The 19,590-nt window shown below is 59.5% G+C and carries 20 protein-coding genes and 1 pseudogene; 6 read left to right on the top strand and 15 right to left on the bottom strand.

Features of this window, described 5'->3' with window-relative positions; genetic code table 11:
• Positions 1–163 precede the first annotated feature (163 nt).
• Positions 164–655: a pyridoxamine 5'-phosphate oxidase family protein gene (locus PTE30175_RS02485; RefSeq protein ID WP_150695477.1), complete on the top strand. Its 492-nt coding sequence runs from the start codon at positions 164–166 to the stop codon at positions 653–655.
• Positions 656–764: 109 nt separating this feature from the next.
• On the top strand, positions 765–1,337 hold the full coding sequence (locus PTE30175_RS02480) for a c-type cytochrome (protein ID WP_224788586.1): 573 nt from the start codon (positions 765–767) through the stop codon (positions 1,335–1,337).
• A gap of 119 nt (positions 1,338–1,456) precedes the next feature.
• Here the strand turns inward: PTE30175_RS02480 and PTE30175_RS02475 are convergent, their stop codons facing one another.
• Complete coding sequence (locus PTE30175_RS02475; protein ID WP_150695475.1) at positions 1,457–2,053, bottom strand: TetR/AcrR family transcriptional regulator; 597 nt, start codon at positions 2,051–2,053, stop codon at positions 1,457–1,459.
• 156 nt (positions 2,054–2,209) lie between these two features.
• Here PTE30175_RS02475 and PTE30175_RS02470 point away from each other — a divergent pair, with 156 nt between their 5' ends.
• Complete coding sequence (locus tag PTE30175_RS02470; protein ID WP_191628790.1) at positions 2,210–4,588, top strand: arylsulfatase; 2,379 nt, start codon at positions 2,210–2,212, stop codon at positions 4,586–4,588.
• On the opposite strand, the gene PTE30175_RS02465 is transcribed toward PTE30175_RS02470, so the two are convergent.
• From PTE30175_RS02465 to PTE30175_RS02410, 11 genes are all read right to left on the bottom strand, one after another.
• Positions 4,514–6,145, bottom strand: coding sequence for a sensor domain-containing diguanylate cyclase (locus PTE30175_RS02465; protein ID WP_150695725.1), 1,632 nt, complete (start codon positions 6,143–6,145; stop codon positions 4,514–4,516). The two genes, PTE30175_RS02470 and PTE30175_RS02465, sit on opposite strands and share 75 nt — an antisense overlap.
• 163 nt (positions 6,146–6,308) lie before the next feature.
• Positions 6,309–7,163, bottom strand: coding sequence for an MIP/aquaporin family protein (locus tag PTE30175_RS02460; RefSeq protein ID WP_420819599.1), 855 nt, complete (start codon positions 7,161–7,163; stop codon positions 6,309–6,311).
• An 80-nt stretch (positions 7,164–7,243) separates the two neighbouring features.
• Complete coding sequence (locus PTE30175_RS02450; protein ID WP_150695473.1) at positions 7,244–7,762, bottom strand: arsenate reductase ArsC; 519 nt, start codon at positions 7,760–7,762, stop codon at positions 7,244–7,246.
• Between the two features lie 46 nt (positions 7,763–7,808).
• A complete protein-coding gene (locus tag PTE30175_RS02445) occupies positions 7,809–8,144 on the bottom strand; it encodes an ArsR/SmtB family transcription factor (RefSeq protein ID WP_150695472.1) in 336 nt (111 codons plus the stop codon).
• 117 nt (positions 8,145–8,261) lie between these two features.
• Positions 8,262–9,266: an ABC transporter substrate-binding protein gene (locus PTE30175_RS02440; protein ID WP_150695471.1), complete on the bottom strand. Its 1,005-nt coding sequence runs from the start codon at positions 9,264–9,266 to the stop codon at positions 8,262–8,264.
• Between the two features lie 142 nt (positions 9,267–9,408).
• On the bottom strand, positions 9,409–10,800 hold the full coding sequence (locus PTE30175_RS02435; RefSeq protein ID WP_150695470.1) for an NAD-dependent succinate-semialdehyde dehydrogenase: 1,392 nt from the start codon (positions 10,798–10,800) through the stop codon (positions 9,409–9,411).
• A gap of 67 nt (positions 10,801–10,867) precedes the next feature.
• Positions 10,868–11,170 (bottom strand): putative quinol monooxygenase, encoded by a 303-nt coding sequence (locus tag PTE30175_RS02430; protein ID WP_150695469.1) that lies wholly within the window; start codon positions 11,168–11,170, stop codon positions 10,868–10,870.
• 20 nt (positions 11,171–11,190) lie between these two features.
• Positions 11,191–12,246 carry an Ldh family oxidoreductase gene (locus tag PTE30175_RS02425; protein WP_150695468.1) on the bottom strand — a complete coding sequence of 352 codons (1,056 nt, stop codon included), beginning with the start codon at positions 12,244–12,246 and terminating at the stop codon, positions 11,191–11,193.
• 73 nt (positions 12,247–12,319) lie between these two features.
• Positions 12,320–12,739: a cupin domain-containing protein gene (locus PTE30175_RS02420; RefSeq protein ID WP_150695467.1), complete on the bottom strand. Its 420-nt coding sequence runs from the start codon at positions 12,737–12,739 to the stop codon at positions 12,320–12,322.
• 143 nt (positions 12,740–12,882) lie between these two features.
• The gene (locus PTE30175_RS02415) at positions 12,883–14,175 is read right to left on the bottom strand and encodes an MFS transporter (RefSeq protein WP_150695466.1); all 1,293 of its coding nucleotides are present in this window, start codon (positions 14,173–14,175) and stop codon (positions 12,883–12,885) included.
• A gap of 100 nt (positions 14,176–14,275) precedes the next feature.
• A complete protein-coding gene (locus PTE30175_RS02410) occupies positions 14,276–15,304 on the bottom strand; it encodes a GntR family transcriptional regulator (RefSeq protein WP_224788562.1) in 1,029 nt (342 codons plus the stop codon).
• Between the two features lie 284 nt (positions 15,305–15,588).
• On the opposite strand from PTE30175_RS02410, the gene PTE30175_RS02405 reads away from it, so the two are divergent.
• On the top strand, positions 15,589–16,659 hold the full coding sequence (locus tag PTE30175_RS02405; protein WP_150695465.1) for a lactonase family protein: 1,071 nt from the start codon (positions 15,589–15,591) through the stop codon (positions 16,657–16,659).
• Between the two features lie 92 nt (positions 16,660–16,751).
• Here PTE30175_RS02405 and PTE30175_RS29155 read toward each other — a convergent pair.
• Positions 16,752–16,823, bottom strand: a pseudogene (locus PTE30175_RS29155) (arsenate reductase ArsC); the annotation flags it as partial.
• Positions 16,824–17,094: 271 nt separating this feature from the next.
• Here PTE30175_RS29155 and PTE30175_RS02395 point away from each other — a divergent pair.
• A complete protein-coding gene (locus PTE30175_RS02395; RefSeq protein ID WP_150695464.1) occupies positions 17,095–17,436 on the top strand; it encodes an ArsR/SmtB family transcription factor in 342 nt (113 codons plus the stop codon).
• Here PTE30175_RS02395 and arsH read toward each other — a convergent pair.
• Entirely contained in the window at positions 17,354–18,247 is an 894-nt protein-coding gene (gene arsH, locus PTE30175_RS02390) for an arsenical resistance protein ArsH (protein WP_460940829.1), read from the bottom strand. The genes PTE30175_RS02395 and arsH overlap by 83 nt on opposite strands.
• 156 nt (positions 18,248–18,403) lie before the next feature.
• Between arsH and PTE30175_RS02385 the strand changes: the two genes are divergently transcribed.
• A complete protein-coding gene (locus PTE30175_RS02385; protein ID WP_150695463.1) occupies positions 18,404–19,105 on the top strand; it encodes a hypothetical protein in 702 nt (233 codons plus the stop codon).
• A gap of 59 nt (positions 19,106–19,164) precedes the next feature.
• Here PTE30175_RS02385 and PTE30175_RS02380 read toward each other — a convergent pair whose 3' ends face one another.
• Entirely contained in the window at positions 19,165–19,296 is a 132-nt protein-coding gene (locus tag PTE30175_RS02380) for a YnfA family protein (RefSeq protein ID WP_420819598.1), read from the bottom strand.
• Between the last annotated feature and the right edge of the window lie 294 nt (positions 19,297–19,590).

Here is a 19,590-nt window from a genome sequence, read left to right as displayed (position 1 = left end):
AACGCGACCGCTTTCGCTGCTTTCCTGTTCTGGAGCATAGTCTCGCCCGCGTACGACATGGCCGCCGCCGCGTGCGAAGTTGACATACATCAAACAAGGCGCCACGCGAGCCCACTAATCTATAAACATACCGCGCATCCGGTCCTGCATTTGGGAGGAAGGTATGCCAATCGATGCAAAACTGAAGCGTTTCGTCCTGGCCGTCATCGAATCCGGACGGGATCTGTCATTGGCGACACGACGTCCCGACGGCCTTCCTCAGGCAAACACCGTCAATTACGCAAACGACGGCTTGGTTCTTTACTTCGCGGCAGCGGCAACCAGCCAGAAAATCGCAAACATCCAGGCCTGCGCCAAGGTGTCCCTCACGATCAACACGCCCTACAACGTTTGGACCGAAATCAAAGGCCTTTCGATGGCCGCGACGGCCGAAGTACTCGCTGATGACACCGCCGAAAGTCGAGAGGCGATGCAGCGTCTGCTGGCGAAATTCATCGCCGCGTGGGGCATGTCGCCGCCGGCGGAGGCGGGGCATATCGTTTACGTGAGGGTCACCCCGACGTTAATCAACGCCATCAACTATTCCCGGGGATTTGGATATAACGAAAGGGCCGACATCGGAGCTGAGGACCTCGGCGTCGAAACGAAGCGCTAAGCACGATCAATCGCGAATACCACGGCGAGCCGTCGGCCAATTGCGATTTGAGGAAATCACCATGACTGCTGCGCATGCATCCCTTTGGAAAGTATTGCCCAAGCTTCTCATGGTCGGCTTTGTCAGTATCGGCCCAATGTCATACGGACAGAATGCCGAGAAACTTGCGGCGCAACTCTGCGCCTCGTGCCATGGGCCGGGTGGTCGCAGTGAGTCGCCAATGTTTCCTCGCCTGGATGCACAAACGCCCGCATATCTCGACGCGCAACTGAAAGGTTTCCGAAATCGGGCTCGGGGAGAGAGTGCTGCCCGAGCGGACATGTGGGGCATTGCATCAAGACTGGACGATAGTGCGATTGCGTCACTGGCAGAGTACTACGGACATCAAAACGCACCGCCTGGCCCTGGTGGTTCCCCCGAGCAAATGGCGACGGGGAAAGGCATCTTCGAACATGGCGTGGCGGTACAGGGCTTACCAGCTTGCGCGGCTTGCCATGGCGCGCATGCCGAGGGCCGCGAGACTTTTCCGCGTTTGGCCGGGCAACATCAGGCTTACCTGTTGCGACAGATTGATGCTTTTAAAAGCGGCGAACGTGCCAATGCACCGACGATGAGCGCTGTTGCGCATACGCTGACGGATACGCAAGCCAAGGCGGTAGCGGCATATTTGCAGGCGCAGTAACGCCGAAGGACCAACGGCAATTGCCGATCCACCGGCGAAGGTGGACGATGTTGTCAGTGTGCTTGAGCCGATTCAAACCATTGAGGGAGGCAAAGCCCGGGAGTCTCGCAGACGGGGACCTATGCCGTGGCGTCGCGGCCCATCGCATGAAGAATGGCAAGGACGTCCTCGCGTAGCCTGTCCGACTCCGTCACGCCGGCGGCTGCCGTGAGGAAATCGCCGAAAATCCCCCACCCCATAATCATGCAAGTGATTGCGACTGTGGTTGCAATTCGTTTGTCGGCTCCGGGGCTGTCGTCGCTTCCCAGCAATTCATTCAGGCGTCGAAAAGACTGGCCCACGGCAATCGCCCCCGGTTCGACACCATCAAGCAAGGCACTCGCCATCAGTTTGGCGTTCGGGGCCATGGCAGGGTGGGACCATAGCCCGTCGATCGCTGCATGAATGTCCTTGGCATCGCGCAGGAAGTCCGCACCTTGCGCCGATTGCCGCCGAAGCACGGCGATAAGGACATCGTGTCGTGTTCCGAAGTGACGATGGACCAAGCCATGATTGACGTTCGCTTCGCGCGCGATTTCCCGCAACGCCACGTCGGTGCGATTGCGCTCGGTCATCAGTCTGACCGCCGCATCAAGAATGGCTTCACGCACTTCTCTCGCGCCCACCGGCTTGGTTGCAACGGCTTCGGGCGGCGCGACGGATGCCGAGGTACTCAAAACTCGCTCCCTTGAAAATGACTTGACGCGTACCAGCGCATCTTATAATAATCCCCATTGTAGTCAATGACTACAATTGCACGCGGGCATGAGAATCGCCGATGCCTGACACCTCGCCCTTGAGCGTTCGGACGTGAAACAACAATGAGACATTCGATGAAGACAGCACTTTTGACGGCCGGCTTTTCAGCCTGTCTATTGTTTGCCTCGTCAAGCACAACGGTATCGGCCCGTGACGTGGCAGGTCCTGACGCCAGCGGAGTGACCTTGCCGCTTCCCGAAGTGAAGACGGCCGGCGTGACCGGGCGTACTTTCAAGGATTCGACGCCGCCCAAGCGCCAATGGGTCAAGCCGCCCGCGGGCGCGCCCAACGTGGTGGTCGTGCTGCTCGACGACGTCGGCTTCGGCGCTGCCGGCACGTTTGGCGGCCTGGTGCCTACCCAGACGCTCGACCAGCTCGCGCGCGGCGGCCTGCGATACAACCGCTTTCACACGACGGCGATGTGCTCGCCCACGCGCGCGGCGCTGCTGACCGGGCGCAATCCCCATGCCGTCGGCTGGGGCGTGGTGAGCGAGTTGAGCACGCCCTATGACGGCTACATCGGCATCATCCCGAAAAGCGCGGCCACCGTCGCCGAGGTGCTGCGCCAGCACGGCTACGCCACCTCGGCCTGGGGAAAATGGCACAACACGGCAGTTTGGGAAAGCTCGGTCAACGGGCCGTTCGATCATTGGCCCACCGGTCAGGGTTTCGAGAAGTTCTATGGTTTTCTCGGCGGGGAAACCGACCAGTATGAGCCCGCGCTGTTCGATAACACCACGCCGGTGCAACGCTCCGACAAATCCGGCTATCACTTGACCGAAGATCTGGCGGACCATGCCATCGCGTGGATGCAGCAACAGAAGTCGGTGTCGCCGGACAAGCCGTTGTTCGTCTATTTCGCGCCGGGCGGCACGCATGCGCCACTGCAGGTGCCCAAACCGTGGATCGACCGCTTCAAGGGGCAGTTCGATCAAGGTTGGGACAAGGTCCGCGAACAGATTTTCGCTCGCCAAAAGGCACTGGGCGTATTGCCTGCCGATGCCGTCTTGACGCCGCGCCCCAAGGAGCTGCCCGCGTGGGACAGCCAGTCGCCCGACGAAAAGAGGGTGGCGGCACGCTTGATGGAGACCTATGCGGGTTTCCTCGCGCATACCGATGCTCAAGTCGGCCGCCTTGTTTCGACCCTGAAGCAAATGGGGCAGTTCGACAACACGCTGTTCATCTACGTCGTCGGCGACAACGGTGCGAGCGGCGAAGGCGGCCTGCACGGCCACTTTCACGAGATCAACAGCTTCAACGGCATCACCGAAGACCCGGCGACGCTCGTCAAACATCTCGACGAGATCGGCGGGCCGAACTCTGCGCCGCACTACCCGGCCGGCTGGGCTTGGGCCATGGATACGCCGTTCCAGTGGGTTAAGCAAATCGCTTCGCACTTTGGCGGCACGCGCAATCCGATGGTCGTCAGTTGGCCGAAGCGGATCCGCGAACCAGGCGGCCTGCGTTCGCAATTTGCCTACGTCAGCGACCTGATGCCGACAATCCTCGAGGCGGCGCAAATTCCTGTGCCGAAGCAAGTCAATGGCGTTGTCCAGCAGCCCGTGGACGGCAGCAGTCTCGTCTACAGCTTCAACACGCCAGAGGCGCCGAGCCGCCGCCGCGTTCAATATTTCGAGATGATCGGAAATCGCGCCATGTACCGGGACGGCTGGATGGCGTCAACCACGCCAACGCGCATGCCGTGGAACGTGTTGAACTGGGGCCCGAGCACGCTCGATACGGCCCGCTGGGAGCTTTATCACATCGACGACGATTTCACGCAGTCGCGCGATCTTGCCCTGCAATATCCTGGAAAATTGCACGAGCTGCAGACCCTGTTTTGGCAAGAGGCAAGGAAGAACAAGGTTCTGCCTCTCGATGACCGTTTCGTCGAGCGCCTGTCGCTGACCAACGACACGAGTCAGTCGCAGGAACGTCCGAGCCTGACGGCCGGCCGCACGCATTTCGTCTACTATCAGGGTGCCGTCGGCATCGATGAAGCCAACGCTCCGAATCTCAAGAATCGTTCCTACGCGATCACGGTCAAGGCACGCATTCCGACCACAGGCGCCGAGGGCGTGCTGGTCGCGCAAGGCGGGGCTACCTCGGGCTGGTCGCTTTACGTGAATCAGGCCGGCGTCCCTGTCTATACCTACGTGTTCGCAGGCCGACGCACCACGCTGACCGGCCCGGCCCGCTTGCCGGCCGGTGACGCCGAGGTTCGTGTCGAATTCAGGTACGACGGTCCCGGCCGCGGCAAGGGCGGTACTGGCAAGCTGCTCGTCAACGGCCAATCCGTGGGCGAGGCGCGCGTCGAACGAACGGTGCCGAACTTGTTTTCGATAAATGAATCGTTCGACGTCGGCACCGACACCAAATCACCGGTCGGCGACTATCCGCGAAACTATCGTTTCACCGGGACAATCGATAGCGTGGCCGTCGACCTGCAATGACGCAGGCGACATGGGCCCGGCGGCTTGTCTGGAAGACGAGCCTTGTGGCGCAGCCCACTGCGGGCGAACTTTTTGCGGCATTACCGTATTGCGGCCAGCGGCCTTTGCTTCGTACAGCCGCTGGTCGGCGCGATGGACTAACAGCTCCGCGGTCACGCCGAACGCGGCATCCCCATCAAAAGTCGCGACGCCAATACTCACGCTCAGTTTTCCGTTCGAACTGCCGACATGCGGCTGGTTGGCCGCGAACACGGCCAAGCGAATCGTCTCTGCTACATGGATAGCACCTGCAAGTTCGGTATCGGGAAGCAGTACACAGAACTCCTCGCCACCGTAACGTCCGGCGATGTCTCCTGGACGACGGATGTTCTCAAAAATGCACTGAGCGATGGTTTTTAGCGCACTGTCTCCGGCAACATGCCCATAGTGGTCATTGAAGTCCTTGAAGTTATCAGCGTCCACCATCAGGACCGCGAGACTCTGCTTGTGCCTTCTCGCGCGTCTCCACTCGACATCGAGAGCGGTGTCCAGCACGCGGCGGCTGTCGAGGCCTGTGAGGCTATCGGTGTCGGCAAGTGTTTGTAGCTGCCCTTGCATCTCAAGCCGCATGCGAAATTGCTTTGCAAACGCAACGGCCATCAAGAGGCCAAGCGCGTCAAGCACCCCCACGACGATGCCAATGACCCAGGCGCGCCGCTGCCATTCGGCATAGATGTCCTCGGCCCCGAGCCCCACGACAACAATCAGCGGGTACTTCCCGACATGCTGGAAGCCATACAGGCGCCGAGCGCCGTCCAGCGCAGCCTTGCCGATATAGCAGCCCTTGTCGGCTTGAAGGAGCGGCTTGAATGACGGGACGCCGGCAATACTGCTGCCGATTTCCTTTTCGTGATAAGGCCGCCTCATCAGAACGGTTCCATCTGTTCTAACCAGGGTAATCGATCCGTGAGCGCCAACCGTCACGCCATCAAACAAGCGGCGGAAGTAGTTCAGCCGAAGCGTTCCAACGACGACGCCGGCAAAACGACCTCGAGCGTCCTCCAAGCGTTGGCTCAGACCGATTGATGGTTCCGGCCTGTCGATGCGCGGCAGAAACGGTTTGCTGAAAAACAGCCCGGCATCGCCCCCCTGTTGAACCCTGAAGTATTCGAGGTCACTGAGATTGACCTTTCTGGCTGGCGCCGCGCGAGAATCGAAAACGACGTCGCCCGCAGCGTTTGTGACAAACAGCGAGCCCAAATCTTGGGCGTTGCTTGACCGGTCGAAGAGGACGCGCTGGCGGATTCTTGGGGGCAACTGGAGTACGGTCGGGTCCTTGGCGCCATCCGTGACGGCTTGCATCGAAAGCTCATAAATCTCGATGTTGCGCTCAATGTCGCGCTCCAGAATGAGGGCAAGGTTTTCTACTGTGTCCCGCGCTCGCGCAAAAGCATCTTGCCGCATTTCGTACAGCACGATCGCTACCAGACTCGCGACGATCAACGCAACCGTTATGGCTGAGATGAGTATTAGGGCTGGCCGCACGAGCAAAGCCCCCGCGAACCTCGTCATCGGCATGAATTCCACTTTTTTTACCCTGGCTCGCCGATTTTGCGCATTATTGGCACCACCTGAGAAGGTTTATTGCCACAAGTCGCACATTTTAACAATGCGTTCGACCTGATTGCCAGTGGCGCGTCATTCAGTCACAAAAAATCCTTGCAGCCGGTGACAGGTGACGCTAGCGCCTTGGCGTGCCGCGGACGCCTGTCTTTTTCGTTTTGTCGACGGATACTTCACGAAGGCGTCTACCGCCATCTCGCGTTTGCTGTTCTCCGGCCGCCTCAGGCGCGCGTTGCGACGACGTATGTGAGCGCTCTAACCAACGAAACAAGAGAACTGCGAGGGCGCCGCCCACCAGTTCACTAATGATGAATCCAGGTGCATCGACGGGCCGAATGCCCGCGAAGGTGTCCGTGAACGAACGTGCGATGGTGACGGTAGGGTTGGCAAATGACGTCGAAGCGGTAAACCAGTACGCCGCCGTGATATAGGCGCCCACCGCAACCGGGACAAACGCCATGCGCCGTTTGGCTACGTTCAGAATGACCGTGAGCAAGCCGAACGACGCTACCACCTCGCTCCACCATTGCGATGGACCGGTGCGCACGTGCCGCGACACCTCAAACAGGGGAAGGTCGAACATCCCGTGGGCAGCCACCACCCCGGCAACGGCGCCCGTGGCTTGCGCTGCTATGTATGCGCCTGCGTGCTTCCAGCGCAGCTTGCCGAGGCAAACTTCGGCGAGCGTCACGAGGGGGTTGAAATGCGCGCCTGAAATACTGATGAAAGTGGCAATCAGCGCCACCAGACCCGCGCCCGTCGCCAGCGTATTGGCGAGGAGGGCGATGCCCACGTTGCCTCCGGCGAGACGGTCTCCCATGATGCCGGAGCCTACGACGGTGGCAAGGAGCAGCGCTGAGCCCAAGAACTCTGCAACAACAGCATCACGCAACCTCATGGCTTTGCTTTCCCGATTCGAAGCGCATTCAACTGAACCTCGGCAAGCACGCGGCGAGCCGAATTGCCGGTGCATAGAAACAGCACGTTGTAGACCTGGTCGCTCATGTCGAACCTCTGACGGGTATGGGGGTGAAAGAATGCCGTTATTGGGTATCAGGCTGCACCGATTGATGCGACATCGATGTCACCAACGCTTCGCAACGCCGCGCGAATGGCGGCGTCATCGAGTTCCTGGAGCGGCACGTCAAGGAATGCCTCGACGCGATACTGAATCTGCCGGAAGACTTGCTCGAAGGCTGCACGCTTCTTTTCATCCGGGCCATCCACGGCGGCCGGGTCATAAAATCCCCAGTGGGCCGACGACGGATGCCCCGGCCAGAGTGGGCAGACTTCGCCGGCGGCCTGGTCGCAAACCGTGATGATGAAATCCATGCGCGGTGCGCCTGCTTCGGCGAACTCGTCCCAGGATTTGCTACGCAGATTTGACAAGTCGTAGCCCGTCTTCTTGACCTGTTCGATGGCGAAGGGATTCACCTTGCCGGAGGGTTGGCTGCCCGCGCTGAATGTCTTGAAGCGGCCGCGACCCAGCGTCGCCAAAAGGGCTTCCGACATGATGCTGCGTGAGGTGTTGCCGGTACACAGAAAAAGTACGTTGTACGTCTTGTCGCTCATGAGCGGCTCCGAAACGAGATGGTCGAGGCGGACGGGGCGCAGCCTTTCACGACGATTCTCCACAGCAAGGCGCGAGGGGGGCAACGGTCAAACACGGCTCGCCCGCACAGCAGTTTTCGGTCAGGAACCCGATGAGCCCATTCATGGCATCGAAGTTGGCCGAATAGAAGACGTAGCGACCTTCCTGGCGTGACGAAATGAGCTCAGCGTGTGACAGGTCTTTCAAGTGGAAAGAAAGGCTCGACGGCGAGACGTTCAAGTTTTGCGCGATTTCCCCGGCCGGCATGCCGGCCGGGCCGGCCGTAACGAGCATGCGAAAGACGGCAAGCCTTGATTCGTGGGCGAGCGCGGCGAGCGAACGGATGGCGATGTTTGCGTCCATGCGTCGAATCATAGCCACACATTTTCAATATTTCAATAAATATTGAAATATAATGACCGCCGGCACACGCGATCCGGCTCGCCGTACCCGCTACGCCGAGCCGTCCTGTCGACAGGTTTATTTGACCTGATTCACGAACTCATTTGTATACGTCCTGGACAGGTCGATATGCTTCCCTTTGATATTGGGGTTGAAGCCGCTCAGTACCTTCAAGACAGTTTCAGGACCGCCTTCAGGCATCTTCCCGTCAGGCGAGTACATCGGCAACGAGGCTTTCAGCGCTTGTACGTACAGCGCCTTGTTGCCACCGTAGTAATCCACGGGCATTTTTGCCGCGATATCTTCGGCGGTGTGCGTGTGGATAAATTGTAGGGTTCTGACGAAGGCTCTCGCGAGCTTTGCCGCTTCAGCTTTGTGAGCTTCCATCCACGCGCGCCGGACATACAGGCTGGCGGCAGGATAGAGGCCACCCAGTGCGGCTTTGGTGCCGTCGACGCTACTCAGATCCACAAGTACCCTGGCATCGCCGCTTGCGCGAAGCAGAGATGTCGTGGGCTCGGTTGTCCAGGCGACTTCAACGCGCTTCTGCTTCAGTGACGCGATCAAGCTGTTACCCGCACCGACCGGCAGTATCGAATAGTCGGTCGTCCTGAGCCCATAACGCGAAGCCAGATACTGACCGAGAAACGACGACGATGAACCGAGGCCGGTGACGCCCAACGTCTTGCCCTTGATGTCCCCCATGTTCTTGATCTGGCCGGCGACATCCGAGCGCGCCATTTCCATAGCGCCGGGCACCAGACCGAACACAACGATGCTCGCGACTTCTTTGCCCTTCGCTTGCAGATCGATCGAGTGATCATAAAACCCGACGACGGCTTCCGCGGCGCCGGCGAGAAGCTCGTTCTCGGCATCCACGCCGGCCTGCTGCGATTGGAGTTCGACGTTAAGGCCCTCGTCCTTGAAATAGCCGAGATTCTCGGTCAGTTTCGGCGGAAGATAGATCAGCTTGTTCATGCCGCCAACGAGAATCGTGATTTTTTCTGCCGCGAGCGCATTGGCGCCATGAAAAGCACACAAAGCTGCTGAAACGACGACGGTACTGTGAATGACTCGACGCATGCAATGTCTCCTTTTGATTTGAACTGAATGCGGTCCGCTCTACCTTCGATCAATCAGGAAGGCTGCGCCCTCCACGCGAGACGATAGCGGCCCGCCAAGGACGCCCATCCCATAGGGGCGACAGGCGTTCTGTGAAGCGGCGTCATGCGCCAGAAGCAACCCAATAGGTACGAATGTTCGTGAACTCTCGCATCCCCACGGCCGAGAGTTCTCGACCGTACCCCGACTTCTTGGTGCCACCGAAGGGGATACGTGCGTCAGATGCCGTCATCGCATTGATGAATGCCGCCCCTGTGGCCACGCCCTTGGCGACGTTTAATGCTCGCTCCGTGGACGACGACCAGATGCTGACGGACAGACCAAACGGCGTGGCGTTCGCCAGCCGAATCGCGTCATCGTCGTCTTTTGCCACAGCGACGGCGGCCAACGGGCCGAAGGTCTCTTGGTCAAAAGCTGTCATGCCGGGAGCCATATTGCCGAGAACGGTCGGCTCGTAGAAGTAGCCCTCGCCATTGATGGCCTTGCCACCGGCAAGCAAGACTGCACCCGCGTCGACAGACGCTTGCACCTGGCGGTCTAGCGCGTCGCGCAGGTCTGCACGGGCGAGCGGCCCCATCCTGGTTGCCGAATCCAGCGGGTCGCCCACCTTGATAGCCTTCACGGCTTCGACGAACTGCGCTGTAAACGCCGTAGCGATACGTTCGGAAACGATGAAGCGTTTTGCGCAAACGCAACTCTGCCCAGCGTTGTTAAAGCGAGCCTTGACGGCCGCTGCCACTGCAGTCGGGACATCGGCGTCGTCGAGCACGACGAACGCATCAGATCCGCCGAGTTCAAGAACCGAGCGCTTGGATGCGCGGCCGGCCGCAGCACCCACTGCCGCCCCGGCCCGGTTGGAGCCAGTCAGCGTCACGCCAGCAATACGCTCATCTGCGATGAGCCGCTCGATAACCTCGGGAACATCCGGCTCGGCCACGACCAGGGTGGTCACCAGGTTCTCCGGCAGTCCGGCGGCAACGAACAGCGACTCTAGGGCGAGCGCGCAGCCGGTCACGTTCGGCGAGTGCTTCAGGAATACGCCGTTGCCGGCGGTGATGGCGGGGATAGCAAAGCGCATGACCTGCCAGACCGGGAAATTCCAGGGCATCACCGCGAGCACCAGGCCGATGGGTTCGTAACCCACCCAAGCGTCCACGCCATCAATGCTCACTTGCTCGTTTGCGAGGATTTTGTGTGCATTGTCGGCGTAATACGTTGCCGTCACAGCGGACTTTTCAATTTCGCCGGCGGCTTCGGGCAAGATCTTCCCCATCTCCGCTGTGACAAGTGCCGCCAACTGGGCGCTATGTCTACGAAGTTCATCGGCAAGACGGCGCACTGCGGCTACGCGCACTTCCAGGGGCTGCTTGCCCCACGTGAGCGCCGCGCAATGTCCTTTTGCAAGCGCAAGCTCAATTTGCTCGGCGCTCCACGCGTCGTAGGTTCTCAGATGCTTGCCGCTCGTGGGGCAAACGGTAGTAATTTGATTTGTCATCGCCGGGTGGCTCCTTGGCCGGTTCGTTGACGGACGAGGGTAGGCACCCTCGGCGTAGTCCGTGGTTTCAGGCGTGATGGAAGCGTTGCTGGCAAAGGGTGTTCACTTGACTACCCCTCACCACGCATCGGTCAGCGGCTTGGCGCCATACTGCAAAATGAGGTGCTGCGCGGTGCGCCTCGATGGCGGCCTCATCCTCGTACAGTTCATAGAAAATAAAGTGCAGCGGGTCCTTCGTGTCCTGAGTGACATCGAAGTACTTGCAGCCAGTTTCGTCGTGGAACGTTCGGGTCGCGTTTTCCTTGATGGCCACGAGGAAGTCATCCAGCTTCTCGGCGTACACGTTCAACGAAACAATCAGCGCAATCATGTATTTCTCCAGTATTGGGGTTACTGACGCGTCAAATTCGGCAACGCACAGCCCGTTTCTTCGCCAAGCTTGACGAGGCTGCTCCAAGTGTTATCCGCGAGAGTGATGCCGGCCTGACGCAAACGAAGCGTGTTGCGGTCCTCCAGCTCACCGGGGAAGAAGATTTCTTCGATACCTGCTGCCGTATGGACGGCCTTGACCTCATCCACAAGGGCTTGCATGCGCTGCTCAAACTCGGCGACGGGCATCATCGATTGGATGTCGATCGTGATCAGCATGTGGCCACATCCGGACTCACGATTGGCTTCGTAGGGGCCGGCCACCTGGGTTCCGAACTTGCTTCCGGTCAGAACACCGGCGAGCACGTCCATCATGAAAGCAATGACGTAGCCCTTATGTCCCGCCATCGGGAGAATCAGGCCGTGCACGGCCTCGCCGGCATGTGTCGTCGGAACGCCGTGCTCGTCTGCGGCCCAGTTGTTCGGGATCGGTTCGCCACGCTCGGCGGCAAGGTAGATCTTGCCGCGCGCCACGGCAGTATTGGCGATGTCCATGACGGCGACTCCCCGTTCACCGGCAGGCGCTGCAATCGACCAAGGGTTGGTGCCGACTGTCTTTTCTCGGCCACCCCACGGCGCCATGGCCGGGCTGGCATTGGTGGCGAGGAGGGCAACACACCCTGCCTCGGCCGCCATTCGCGTGAAGTAGGCGGCCGTGCCGAAATGGTTCGAGTTACGAACGCCGACGGCACTGACGCCGAACTTCTTCGCTTGCTCGACACCGATCTGGACCGCCCTGGCGGTCAGCACTTGACCGATGCCGTGATGGCCATCCAGAACCGTGACCGCGCCACCGTCCACAACGACCTCCGGATGGGTGATGGGCGTCATGACACCACTGCGAAGGCGATTTACGTACCATGGCAAACGAAGCATCCCATGGGACGAGTGCCCCCAAAGCTCGGCGACGACGAGGCTGTCTGCGAGCAGATGCGCGTCTGCCGCCGGCACGCCCAAGGACTCGAGAATGGCCGTCCCGAACTGGGTCAACCGTTCTGCCTGAACGTTGTATGACATGTGAAACTCCTGGTAATGCGGACTATCCGAGCGCTCAATGGTGGGTAGCGTCGCCGCTGCGGCGACGCGGGATTCAGGGTTTGGCGTGCTCTGCCGAAACCGGGTTGGTCTTTCCGGACTCGGTCAACGTCCGCGTAGCGTCGACGGTGGCGTAAATCCAGAGGATCTTCATCGGCTGCGTTTTCGACAGATTGCGGAAGCGGTGATTGACGTTGGGCGGGATGAACGTGACATCGTGCGGCTTGAGTTGGTACGCCAAGCCGTCGATGTCGAGCATGGCGTCGCCCTCCATCAGGACCACGCTTTCCTGGCAGTTGTGGCTATGGAAGGGGATTTCGACGCCCGGGTCGAACGAGGTGTAACCCGTGATGAAACTGGCCGTGCCAACTTCACGGGTGACAAGCGGAGTGGTGCGTGCACCGCCGCCACGCTCATGCGTCAGCAGATTCCCGGGCTTGAGGAGCGTTGCGCCAGAGGGGGTCTTGATCGTCATATGTTCTCCAAGAGGGGGAGGGCCGGCACCACCGGGTGCCGGCAATAGGCAAAAGGCGGCCGATGCAGAGCGTCATGCCTCGCACGAAAGCTGGCGCTCGGAAGAGGCCCTTTCCTGCGCCAACCATTGAGCCGTCATGTCGCTCAAGCGTGCGATGCGCTACCTTGTGGGGTGATCGCTCGCGCCATCGGGTGGCGAGTCATCGTCAGCACAATCACCGCGCCGGCGACCAGCAGAATTCCGGCGATGCCGAACGCCCAGTCGTAACTGCCGGTTTCGGCGATGACATAACCGGTCGCGATCGGCGCCACCATTCCGAAGATGTTCCCGCCCACGACAACAATCGCCATCGCTTTGCCAACATCCTTGGCGCTCGGCAGCAGGTCGTTGAGCAGCGCAAAATTCAGCGAGGTTGTCGCGGCGATACCGGTGAGCGTCACCGAGAAAACAACGAGCAAGACCGTCATATTCGAGGTGAACGGCACGGCAAGAATCACTGCGCCAGTCAGCATCGCAAGGGCGACAGCGTTACGGCGACGACCGCTGGCCACACCGCCTCCACGCTTGACGTACATGTCGCTAAAGCGGCCGGCGAGCACGCAAAGGATCACCGAGACGGCGTAGGGGACTGCGGCAAACAGGCCGGTTTTGGCAATGGAGAGGTGGCGCGTGGCCTGCAGATAGCTCGGCAACCACGTCAGGAACAGGTATTGCGTGTAGACGTTGCATCCTTGCGTGATGGCCAGCCCCCAAAGGGTTCGCGTCTTCAGCAGCCCCCAAAGCCCTTGTGCCGGTTGAGTGACTACCGCACCGCCGACCTTGACTTCACGCTCACGCAAGATTTTTCCACGCTCATCTTCCTTGAGCCACGGCGCTTTCTCCGGAGTGTTGAAAAACGTGAGCCATGCGAACAGCCAGACAAAACCGATGCCACCGGCGATAACGAACGATACGCGCCAGCCGAATGCGGCCACGAGGTAGGCGAGAAGAACCGAGCAGATGGCCGGACCGGCGTACGATCCGCTATTGAACAAGGCCGTGACCAGACCACGCTCTCCAGCGGGAATCCATTGGCGGATGACCTTGGCACCCACCGGATTGCTGCAGGATTCGCCACTGCCCATGACGAGCCGAGCGCTCAGGAGCGACGCAAAGCTGCCTGCAAAGCCCGTCAGCGCCGTCGCTGCCGACCAAATGAAGATGCCGAGTCCAGCAATCCGCTTGGTACCAAAGCGGTCCAGCAGCAACCCCATTGGCAAGAGGAAGAGGGCGTAGCTCCAGATGAACGAGGAGAACAGATACCCCATGCTGACCGTCGAGAGGTTGAATTCCGTTTTGATCGGCGCGGCAGCGATTGATAACGCGATGCGATCCATGTAGTTGATCATCGCGAGCGAAAACAGAAAGACGGCTATCCAGCCGCGGCGGTATGACATTGTCTTCTCCAAGCTCGGGACGCGCCTCCCGAATAGATTTTTGTGATTACAAAACGCACTAAAAGCCAAAAAAAATGGACGAGGGATCGCCCTGCGGTGTCTAGGACCTGAACTCCACGTTGAAAACGTCGCCCGCGTGGACTTTGCGTCGCCGAGCGCCTTCCAAGTGATCGCGCAGCAAACCCGCGGCTTTGAGCAGATCGTGCTGTCGAATGGCATCCAGAATGGCCAGATGCTCCATGGCTTGCTCTTGGCGGGGCTTCCGAGCTCGGGCTTGGCGGTATTCGACAAGCCGGCGCAACCGATCCACACGTCGTACGGACTGCACAATAAACCGATTGCCGGACCACTTGGCCATCGTTTCGTGCAGTTCGCTGTTCGCCTCGAACAGTTCAACCGAAGTCATCGTGAGATAGCCGCCATCGACGATAAATTGTTGCCGGCGCCGCAGTTCCTCCAATTCCTCGCGGTCACAGCGGAAGTCGGGAGACAGGATGCCGGTAGGCTCAATGGCGGTACGGAAGACATAACTTTCTTCGTAAGCCTCGACCGAATCGATCATGGGCAGAAACTGCCAACCTTGCCCCACTTGGCGCTCGAGCCATCCTTCTTCCTGCATAACGGAGAGTACCTTGCGTAACACACTTCGGGCGACGCCGTACTGGCGCATCAGATCGGCTTCCGAGACTACGTCGGGCAGGCGTTTGGCGAGTCGATCCTCGGCGATTTTCAGGTAGAGGGGCTCCTCCGGCTCCTCGAAGATCTGTGTCGCAATGTCACTCAGCTCGCGAGCGGGCTTGGCCAGGAAATAGCCGCGATTGTGGTCGTAGAAGACAGCCCCCAGGTCGGCAAGATGTCGCAATGCCACATTGACAGGCGTTCTTGACGTCCCGATACGCTCCGCCAGTAGGGATTCGGCGAGCCTATCCCCTTGATCCAGGTCATCTTTTCTGGCCAGGGCAAGAATTTCTCGGGTAACGCGAATTTGAAGCGGTGTCAGCGACATGGAGGGTGAAATAGGCGACAACTCGACAGTAGGGGCGGCACAAAGCATCGCCCCGCACGACGTTGCGTGCGGGGATATTTTTTCCGATGTTGATTTTGCCATAGCCACGTCAATGTTCTCCATCCATGCAATTTCCGTCCGCATCATGCCTGGGTAAACCAGCAATCAAGCTGTGTTTGCAAATCGCTTTTTATGATCATAAAATGCATGCAAGCCAAACGCAAGCAACTTTCCGGAAAGGTGGAGAAAACCCTGATGGCACCGATGATTTTTCGAATGCGCGTCTGTCTCGCACGCGGCACAACAATCAACAGGGAGCACCGTTACCCATGTCGGCGCACCCACCTTGCTTTCATCGACGATAGCCGGCCCGTACCAATCTCGGGGTTGGTGCTTGGGATGCTCGTATGAGTTGTACCTTTGCATACGTCGGCTGCCGCACGACTCGCGAGCGTAATGGGCGGGGGAAGGGGATCGCGATCTACTCCGTTTGCCCGAGAACATCCATATGGACGCAAATCGACGTGTTCCAGACGCTGGACAATCCTTCGTACTTGGCGATCAATCGGGATCAGACCGTGCTCTACACGGTGCATGGAGATGGAACGCAGGTCAGCGCGTTTGCCATCGATCCCGCCGCTGGCCGGCTTTCCCTGCTCAATGCGAGATCATGCGAAGGCCGGAATCCGGTACATCTGGCGCTAACCAAGGATGGGCGGGGCCTTGTGGTCGCAAACTACGCAACCGGATCAGTCGTGCGGCTGGCCATTGAAAGCGACGGTGCCATTGGAAAGCCGCTGGGCTCTACTCAATTGGAAGGCATGTTGGGGCCACGTCAGGCCGACCAGGCGTCATCGCACCCGCATCAGATATCGCGCTATACCAACGTGCTGCACGACTCGGACTGGCATATCGTCCCGGACAAGGCTCTGGATGCAGTGTTTGCGGTGCGCTGGCCAGGCGAGGGCGCCGCACAAGTGGTAGAGAATCGTTGGCGTCCCGGCTCTGGTCCACGCCACGCCGCGTTTCACCCGACGCTGCCGCTCGTATATGTTGCCAACGAGCTGGATTCCACCATGACCACTTGGCGATTTGACGTGGACTCGGGGGCGCTTGAATCACTGGACACCATCATGTTGCTCCCAGGGGGATTCGCGGGGGAAAGTAGCGCTGCCGGCATTGTGATTACCCCCTCAGGTAATCAACTGCTGGTATCCAACCGCGGGCACGACTCCGTCGCATCCGTTCGACTCGATCCGGTCACGGGATATCCGTTAAGTATCGAGTGGACGCGGACCTACGGCAAATTTCCGCGCTTCATCTGCCTTTCGCCAAACGGAAAGCATCTGTACGTGGCTAATGAGCGCTCGGATTCCATCATCCAGTATGCACTTGACGATGCGCATGAAAAGCCGACGGCAACGGGGCAGGTCATCGAAACGGGAAGCCCCGTGTGCATCGTCTTCAAGACAGGTTGAGCGCGCTCTGCAGAACAGCGAAATCAACGAAACAAGAGAACCGCGAGGGCGCCGCCCACCAGTTCGCTAATGATGAATCCAGGTGCATCGGCGGGCGAGCTGCCCCCGCTGAATGTCTTGAAGCGGCCGCGACCCAGCGTCGCCAAAAGGGCTTCCGACATGATGCTGCGCGAGGTATTGCCAGTGCAGAGGACGAGTACGTTTTACGTTCGGGATTCGACCACGAATTTCTCCGGAATGGGTTGTGGCTCGCGAGCATATGTCTATATATCCAATATAATGGAAATGTTAACGTCCAGCAACCTCGTTTCGATGACATCACATGCTGTATCGAGCCGGGCACCTGCGAGCCGACCCCGAAGCAACCTACGGTCGACGACGCGCCTGATACGTGAGGCGTTAGAATTATCGTACAGACCCAACGAACGGCACATCATGAAGGAAAAAGACGCAATCACGGCTTTAGCCGCACTGGCGCAACCGACGCGCCTCAGTATTTTCCGGCTGCTGGTGACAGCGGGGCCCGAGGGGCTGACTGTGGGGGTTATCCAGGAGAAGCTTGAGCTTGCCGGCGCAACGCTGTCCTTTCACCTGAAGGAACTGACGCACGCCGGTCTGGTCACGTCACGCCAGGAGGGCCGCTTCGTTTACTACGCGCCGGATATCAAGCACATGAACAAACTCGTCGGGTTCCTCACCGAAAACTGTTGCCAGGGAGTGGATTCGGCGGCCTGCGCTCCCCAAAAAAAGGGGAAGTGCAAGCCGGTTCCCGCGTGACCTGGCTCGAAACCGACAACCCGAGTGAGAAACGCTGCGCTATCGGATCGGGAGCACAACAGGCTCCGCCCTTTTCGACGGAGGCCGTCTGGCGGCTGTCCGCGCCGAAGAGCGGACGACCCTCTTGCACGCGTTCGCTGTATCGGTTGACGAGATAGTCGGCACGGCCGCGAAGCAACAGCGTGAATTTGACGAGCTCCTCCATAACGTCAACCAGGCGGTCGTAATACGAGGACGGTTTCATCCGGCCATCCTCTTCGAACTCTTCGAACGCCTTGGCAATCGACGACTGATTGGGGATGGTGAACATACGCATCCATCGGCCGAGCTGGCGAAGCTGATTCACCGAATTGAACGACTGGGAACCGCCGCTGACCTGCATGACAGCCAGCGTGCGCCCCTGCGTCGGCCGGATACCGCCGCTGACGAGCGGGAGGTGGTCAATCTGCGTCTTAATCAGGCCGGTGATAGTGCCGTGGCGCTCCGGGCTGCACCACACGTGTCCCTCGGACCACAGCGACAGCTCGAGCAGCTCCTTCACCTTGGGGTGGTTCTTCACGTCGACGTCGTCCGCGTGCGGCAGACCGCGCGGGGCAAAAATCCGCGTTTCGGCGCCGAACGTCTGCAGAAGTCGAGCTGCCTCCTCGACGAGCAAGCGCGAATACGAGCGCTCACGCAGGGAGCCGTAGAGCAGCAGTATCCGCACCGGCGGCTGTCCATCCATCCCAAGGCGCGCTGCAATGTCTGTGTCGAAAAAATCTGTTTTGGCGGCCGGGAAGCCATAGGCGCCATTGATTTCATGAACTGTCATCGGGTCATCCTTCTATTTGACATTTCCAATTATATGGAGATATTGGGTGCGTTCAAGCAGCTTTGCCTGCCGCCTGGAGAACTCGACCTGCCACTTCTTTCTTGCATCATACGATATTTCCAATATTATAGAAATATGAAATCTTTGGAGGCTGTCATGAACTACGACGACTTGGTCTTCACTGAATCGCTTCTTCCAGCATCGGGAGGGTGGCATTGCCGCTCCACGCGTGGGTTACTAATGCTGATGGCGCACGAACGGCCTAGCGCCTCACCACGTGCATTTGCCGACGGGCGCGCAGCACCGGAGTCGGGCTGCGCGACACTCGCAAGTGACGTGGCGCGGGCGTTTCAGTTGGAGACCGGGTGCGCGACCTCAGCGATTGCACTGAATGCAGCCGTTGACGAGAAGCTCGCGCTCGCGCGTTTTCTCGCCCCGGGCCGCACGTCGGCCGCTGTCCTGCTGATGGATGCCGAAGTGCTGAGCCGCATCTGGCCACCGTGCGACTGGAAAACGCCATTGCTTGGCGTCCGCAATTGGCTGGCCGACGAGGGCGCAAAGTTCTTCGTCGCGTTGACGACACCGGATAAGAGCAGAGGAGTCAGCGTGCCCCTCAGACGCCTGCGAGCGCTATTTGTCGCGCGACACGTTGAGAAATTCTGCAATCGGCAGGGAATGGGCTTCCTCGGTACCGTCGACTCAGTGCCTGAGTTGGTAACAATGCCCCGCACGAGTCCGATTCGCGAGCGGACGGCCGCCGTCATAGCGCACAGGCTCGCCTCAGCGAAATTCTTTTGCTGCGACGCCTTTCGCATCGGTAGCGGCAATGTCCATAACCTGAGCCAGATGAGAGGCTGACGTCGCCTTTTTGTGGCGGTGCGCGCCCTCAGGCGATTGCGTTACAACGTTGCGCAGAACTATCGCGGTTGAAAAGCGATGAGCGCCATCCCAGCGAGCGTCAGCGCAACGCCACTCCAGTCCCATGGCGTTGGTCTTATACCCTCAACGAGCCATAGCCAGATTATGGCGACAGAAATGTATGGGCCCACGCGGGCAATAGCTTCTCGCCTTAGCGGTAGGCATTGGCCAAGCCAGCTGCCAACACAGGCAGGCTAGCACCCATCAGGTTGCGGAAAAAACCGTACAGTGTCGTGGCGTCCCGAATTGGCTGCGCACAGGCCCATTGGATTGATGCGCCGGCCATCGGCTCGGCGCGTTACCGAAATTTGGGGCGCGGTTACTGAAATTCCGTGGGCCTGACAGAGCGCGTTCATGGCGCGGCGGCGGCGTCGGCCATTTAACATAATGTACATTATGCGAATCTTAGACGCGACTCGGCCGCC

This window comes from Pandoraea terrae, assembly GCF_902459695.1.
Lineage (GTDB): Bacteria > Pseudomonadota > Gammaproteobacteria > Burkholderiales > Burkholderiaceae > Pandoraea > Pandoraea terrae.
This window is presented reverse-complemented; position numbering and strand designations above follow the sequence as displayed.

What these genes read in the sequence shown, in the direction of transcription:
- PTE30175_RS02410 (WP_224788562.1), bottom strand. Translation starts at nt 15,304, where the DNA reads ATGGAGAACATTGACGTGGCTATGGCAAAATCAACATCGGAAAAAATA.
- PTE30175_RS02480 (WP_224788586.1), top strand. Translation starts at nt 765, where the DNA reads ATGGTCGGCTTTGTCAGTATCGGCCCAATGTCATACGGACAGAATGCC.
- PTE30175_RS02470 (WP_191628790.1), top strand. Translation starts at nt 2,210, where the DNA reads ATGAAGACAGCACTTTTGACGGCCGGCTTTTCAGCCTGTCTATTGTTT.
- PTE30175_RS02425 (WP_150695468.1), bottom strand. Translation starts at nt 12,246, where the DNA reads ATGTCATACAACGTTCAGGCAGAACGGTTGACCCAGTTCGGGACGGCC.
- PTE30175_RS02420 (WP_150695467.1), bottom strand. Translation starts at nt 12,739, where the DNA reads ATGACGATCAAGACCCCCTCTGGCGCAACGCTCCTCAAGCCCGGGAAT.
- PTE30175_RS02415 (WP_150695466.1), bottom strand. Translation starts at nt 14,175, where the DNA reads ATGTCATACCGCCGCGGCTGGATAGCCGTCTTTCTGTTTTCGCTCGCG.
- PTE30175_RS02395 (WP_150695464.1), top strand. Translation starts at nt 17,095, where the DNA reads ATGAAGGAAAAAGACGCAATCACGGCTTTAGCCGCACTGGCGCAACCG.
- PTE30175_RS02440 (WP_150695471.1), bottom strand. Translation starts at nt 9,266, where the DNA reads ATGCGTCGAGTCATTCACAGTACCGTCGTCGTTTCAGCAGCTTTGTGT.
- PTE30175_RS02450 (WP_150695473.1), bottom strand. Translation starts at nt 7,762, where the DNA reads ATGAGCGACAAGACGTACAACGTACTTTTTCTGTGTACCGGCAACACC.
- arsH (WP_460940829.1), bottom strand. Translation starts at nt 18,247, where the DNA reads ATGACAGTTCATGAAATCAATGGCGCCTATGGCTTCCCGGCCGCCAAA.
- PTE30175_RS02485 (WP_150695477.1), top strand. Translation starts at nt 164, where the DNA reads ATGCCAATCGATGCAAAACTGAAGCGTTTCGTCCTGGCCGTCATCGAA.
- PTE30175_RS02460 (WP_420819599.1), bottom strand. Translation starts at nt 7,163, where the DNA reads ATGCACCGGCAATTCGGCTCGCCGCGTGCTTGCCGAGGTTCAGTTGAA.
- PTE30175_RS02430 (WP_150695469.1), bottom strand. Translation starts at nt 11,170, where the DNA reads ATGATTGCGCTGATTGTTTCGTTGAACGTGTACGCCGAGAAGCTGGAT.
- PTE30175_RS02445 (WP_150695472.1), bottom strand. Translation starts at nt 8,144, where the DNA reads ATGGACGCAAACATCGCCATCCGTTCGCTCGCCGCGCTCGCCCACGAA.
- PTE30175_RS02385 (WP_150695463.1), top strand. Translation starts at nt 18,404, where the DNA reads ATGAACTACGACGACTTGGTCTTCACTGAATCGCTTCTTCCAGCATCG.
- PTE30175_RS02405 (WP_150695465.1), top strand. Translation starts at nt 15,589, where the DNA reads ATGAGTTGTACCTTTGCATACGTCGGCTGCCGCACGACTCGCGAGCGT.
- PTE30175_RS02435 (WP_150695470.1), bottom strand. Translation starts at nt 10,800, where the DNA reads ATGACAAATCAAATTACTACCGTTTGCCCCACGAGCGGCAAGCATCTG.
- PTE30175_RS02465 (WP_150695725.1), bottom strand. Translation starts at nt 6,145, where the DNA reads ATGCCGATGACGAGGTTCGCGGGGGCTTTGCTCGTGCGGCCAGCCCTA.